Source organism: Streptomyces sp. ATLC9 (assembly GCF_057196705.1).
This window is the reverse complement of sequence record NZ_JBXUOY010000362.1, coordinates 1-4440: the sequence shown is the minus strand read 5'-3', so window position 1 is coordinate 4440 and position 4440 is coordinate 1. Positions and strand designations below refer to the sequence as shown.

Sequence of the window (4440 nt, the reverse complement as noted above, 5' to 3'; positions counted from 1 at the left end):
TCGATGACCAGTGAGAACGTGACCGAGACCGAGACCGTCAAGGCCGTCGAGCCGCAGTCGGCGAGGGGTGTGGACAACCAGCTGATCGACGAGCTGGTGGGCCGCGCTCAGCCCCGATCCACCGGCTTGATTCCGGAGTGATCATTTCGGGGGTTTCGGGGCCTGGCTGACGATCTGACCGATGATGGACGTGTGGTATCCGCTGGTCTGCCCAGCTTTTCCACATGTCCACAGGTGTCGGGCCCTCGCGGGCGGGTCGGATGGGGCGTCAGGCTGCTTGCGGTGGGGCGTGCACGGTGGCGAAGAGGTTGTCGAAGGCATCTCGCCACGGCCAGTGCTCGGGCAGGTGCAGAGTCAGTCTGCGGGCTGAACGGGCCAGCCGGACGGGGATGTTGATGAGATGATCATGGATGGTGGCGCAGGTTGCTTTCGCATGGAAAGCGTCGGCCAGGGTGCCCGCTGCCCGGGTGAGGTTGAAGGAGAGGGCGGCCAGGGCCAGCCAGGTGGCGTTCGCCTGGAAGTTCCCGGAGGGGGCGTGCGCGAAGGCCCCGTTCTTCAACTCGCAGATCACCTGCTCCACCACGGCGTGCCGGCGGTGGTCGGCTTCGGCCTCGACGAGCGCGAGTGTGGAGTCGGTGAACGCCGCGTGGTAGCGGTAGACGGTGAACAGCTCGCCCTGGCCCTGGGGTGCGGCATCGGGGTTGAGGCGTTTGACCCGGCGGACGATCAGCCGTGCGGTGACCTGCTGTTTCTTCGGCTTCGAGGTGAAGGCGGTGTACTCGATCTCGGCGATCTCCGCGTCGGAGATCCAGCGTCCCTCCTCCTCGTCGAAGATCGCCTTGGGGTACTTGATCGCTGTCCAGGCAGTCTCGTCGATACCCGTGATGGCCTGCTTGACGGAGGCGTTCATGCGCACGGTGATGGAGAAGCGGGCGCCCAGGGACCGGCAGGCGGCGATCACGTCGGCCGCATAGTAGGCGGAGTCGGCGCGCAGGATGAGCAGTCCGTTGGCTCCGCACGCCTTTGCGGTGCGGATGGCTTCGGCGGCGAACGAGGCTGCTCCGCGCACGGAGTTGGTTGCTCCCTTGCGCAGCCTCGTTGCGGGGATGACCGGGGCGGCCAGTGGTGTGGAGACGATGGCCAGGAGCGCGTTGAGGCCCTTGACCTTGTTGTATCCGTAGCCGACGCCTTGTTTCTGGTAGCCGTGGACGGGCTTGATGGTGTCATCCAGATCGACGTACGTCATCTGCCCGGCGCCGGGCAGCAGCGGGGTATGCGCGGCGAGCCGGGGCAGGAACCGGCGGGCCACCGCGTGCAGTTGCTTGACATGGCCGTGGGTGAAGGACCGCAGGAACGACCCCAGGGTGGAGGGTGCGCGTATCCCGCCGAACAGCCTGGCCATCGCGCCGTGCCGCAGCCGGTCCATGTCGTCGATGCTGTCCGCTCCGGCGATCATCCCGGTGACCAGTGTCATCAGCTTCGCGGCGACGAACGCGCCCGTGCCGTCCCTCGACTTCGGTAACCGCACCAGCTCAGACGCGAGAGCACCCAGACCGCACCGCTCCGCCAGCCGCACCACAGGCTCCAGTCCGCCGTAGGCGACCAGATTCGGATCATCGAACCGTGCGGAAACCTTCGAGGGGCCATGAGAGGATCGCATCCCGGAAGTGCCTCGTTCATCTGCGTGCTGGAAGCGTCAAGAAATCCCATCATCGCAGGTCACGAGGCACTTCTGCGTTCCGGCCCTGACCACACACGATCACCGGCCGGTGGATCGGGGCTGAAAAGGAAAGTAGCGAAAGGGAGAAGTATGCTGGAAAGCAAAAAGCACATGGGACGCAAGGCTGCAGCGTTCGGAATTGCTGCGGTGGCGGCCCTCGGGATTTCGAGTCCCGCCTCTGCCGAACCGGTCAAGGGCGAGGCGGGAGTGCTCGCGTCGTGTCCCTCGAGCGGGTACATAACCAGCGAGAAGACGTGCACAACCCTCTCCAACGGAGAGGTGTACCACAACCGGTACAGCTTCTCCGTGGAGACCAAGTACGAGAAGGAGGGCGGTAGCCAGATCTACCGTCGCCTGGGGGCTACCGTGGCCGGCACGAACTACTACGGCTCATGGGGCTACCAGTCCTCCGGCACCACCAGCTCGAAGAGCTGGGACATCTACAACGCTGGCTGCAAGTCCGGCGTCGGATGGGTCGAGGTGCAGAACCAGGGCCGCTTCCAGACGCCTCCCACACCCTCCTGCTGATCAGTGCAACCGTGCCTGCCCCGCCTGAGTGAGCGGGGCAGGCACAGCGCCCTGTGCGACCCTTTTTGGATACTTCATGCTGAATGCCGTATTCCGTGACCATGCAGGGTATGTGGCCTTCTCCATCGCTGTGGTCCTCGCAGCAGGAGCGGCTTCCTACCTGGTCTCGTCAAAGCTTGGATTGAGAAGGCTGTGGCTCCACGCGGCCCTGGGTGCTGCGGTAGCGGCCGAGCTATGTCTGACCATGTGGTCCACCGGCAGCGGGGTGGTAGGGCGATGCGTTGTCAACCGCAACCTGATCGAGCCATTCCTCACCGCCCAGGGACTGTGGAACGCGGCGATGTTCGTTCCCATCGGGCTTTTCGGGATGCTCGCGGTGCGAAGGCCGACACCGGTGCTCACCGGAGTTGTGCTCCTCACGGTGATGACCGAGGTGACGCAAGGGGTGCTCCCTCTGGGGAGAGGCTGTGACACCAGCGATGTGGAGATGAACGCGCTCGGTGGTGTGCTAGGGCTGGCGGCCGGGTGGCTCATCCTCCGGACGCGGGGCCGCTCCGTGCACACCTGGCAAGCCGGCGCGTCCCAGTCGGCTGTGACCTCAGCCGCCGTCGGACTGACTGCGGCAGTCATGTGGGTAGTGTGGATCACCCCGACTATTGTCGACGACACCACATTGCAGTTCGCCGACGGCAAGCAGGAAGCTGCCGCCGAGCAGGCTGTGGAACAGGCCTTCGGTGATCGCTACGGCGTCAAAAACATTCAGTTGAGCCCGGGCACCGATGCCTCCTCCGAACAGCTCATCATTACTCTGGACCAAGGATTCGCCTACCTGTCCTGGCCGGACGCTGACCAGTTCTCCGCAAGTCTGGCATCCTCTTCCCAGGACGAAAGCAGCGGTTTTCCCGTTCCGGGAACGGACGCCGCGCCGCAGGACGGATCCGACGCTCTGGTCATCGCCCAGCGCTACGCCAGAAATCACTATGCATGGGCCCTAAAGGGTTCTGAAGCCGATATCACCCCGGTCGGGATAGACGGAGATCTCGGCTGGCTCGTCAGCTGGCGCCGTGTACACGACGGCATACTCATGCCTATGCGCCTGGATGTTCAGGTCGGTACATCAGGACGTGTAACCCAGCTTTTCGTCCGCCATGTGGATGACCCCACCAGTTTCCCGGAAAGAAGCATCGACAAAGAGGAAGCGAAAGCCTTTCTCCGTGATTACGTGAAGAAAAGTTCTTCCGAGCTGTCCAGTTCCTCGATACACGTCCACGACCTGATTGCTGTAAAGAGGGAAAACGGCTGGCGCATCGAGTGGGTCGCTGCCATCGCGTCCATCGATGCTCCTTTCTACATCGATGCCACCGACGGAACCGTGCACGAGAACACAGGGACTCAAGAGAAGGCTGGCTGACTCGCCGGAGCACCTCACCACACTCCGTCGCCTACCGCCTGGCCCCTGCCTGCCCTCCGAAGGCAGCGGGCCAGGCCACATTTCCCCTGCCTGTAGTCGGGTACCCGCCAGATGCGGACGGCAGCTCAGATGTCGAAGTCGATGTAGTCGGTGTCGGTGAACTCCACCGTCAGGCCCGGCGCGCGGTGGCCGTCGGCTTTGAAGTAGACCTCCTGGAGGCCTTCGGCGACCACGGCCTGGAGCTGGGTGTCGGTGGCGCCGGCGGCCTGGGCGTCGAAGAGGCGGGCGGCATAGGTCGGCGGGAGGTGCTGAGTGATGCGCCGCATCCGGCCGTCGTCGCTGGTGCCGGGGGCGGCGGTGAACCCGAACCTCGCGCGGGACTCCACCACGATCCCGCCGGTGGCCGCGGCCCGGCGGCGGGCCCGCTGGCGCACGCGCGGCTGCCACCGGGTGCGCACCTCGCGCGCCAGGCGGTCGGCGAGCTCCGGGCGGGGCCGCTTGATCTGGCCCTTGACGTACCGCTCCACGGTGCGCTGGGAGACCCCGAGCAGCCGGGCGACGGCGCGGGTGCTCTTCTCGGTCTTGACCAGGAACCGCATCTGCGCGCCGGCGGTCTTCGGTACCGGGCGGGTGAACGACTGCTCGGCTGCCCGGTCCAGGCCGTCCCCGACAGGGCGGCGTCGTTCAGGCGGTGTGTCCGGGCTGGTAGCGCTTCAGGAACTGGGACAGGACCGCGGGGTGGTCGCCGGGGCTGACGCGGAGGCAGGCACGACTCCCGGTG

The 4440-nt window shown here is 65.5% G+C and carries 4 protein-coding genes; 2 read left to right on the top strand and 2 right to left on the bottom strand.

Translation table 11 applies throughout. The features are described 5' to 3' along the window. Window positions 1–268: 268 nt before the first annotated feature. Window positions 269–1660, bottom strand: coding sequence for an IS1380 family transposase (locus AC2CJA_RS24605; RefSeq protein ID WP_484604877.1), 1392 nt, complete (start codon window positions 1658–1660; stop codon window positions 269–271). A gap of 339 nt (window positions 1661–1999) precedes the next feature. Here AC2CJA_RS24605 and AC2CJA_RS24600 point away from each other — a divergent pair, with 339 nt between their 5' ends. Together AC2CJA_RS24600 and AC2CJA_RS24595 are read left to right on the top strand one after the other, a co-directional pair. Then, window positions 2000–2248, top strand: a complete 249-nt coding sequence (locus AC2CJA_RS24600; protein ID WP_484604876.1) for a hypothetical protein — start codon at window positions 2000–2002, stop codon at window positions 2246–2248. A gap of 76 nt (window positions 2249–2324) precedes the next feature. After that, a complete protein-coding gene (locus AC2CJA_RS24595; protein ID WP_484604875.1) occupies window positions 2325–3659 on the top strand; it encodes a VanZ family protein in 1335 nt (444 codons plus the stop codon). Between the two features lie 125 nt (window positions 3660–3784). Here the strand turns inward: AC2CJA_RS24595 and tpg are convergent, their stop codons facing one another. Beyond that, window positions 3785–4318 (bottom strand): telomere-protecting terminal protein Tpg, encoded by a 534-nt coding sequence (gene tpg / locus AC2CJA_RS24590; RefSeq protein WP_484604878.1) that lies wholly within the window; start codon window positions 4316–4318, stop codon window positions 3785–3787. Window positions 4319–4440: the final 122 nt, after the last annotated feature.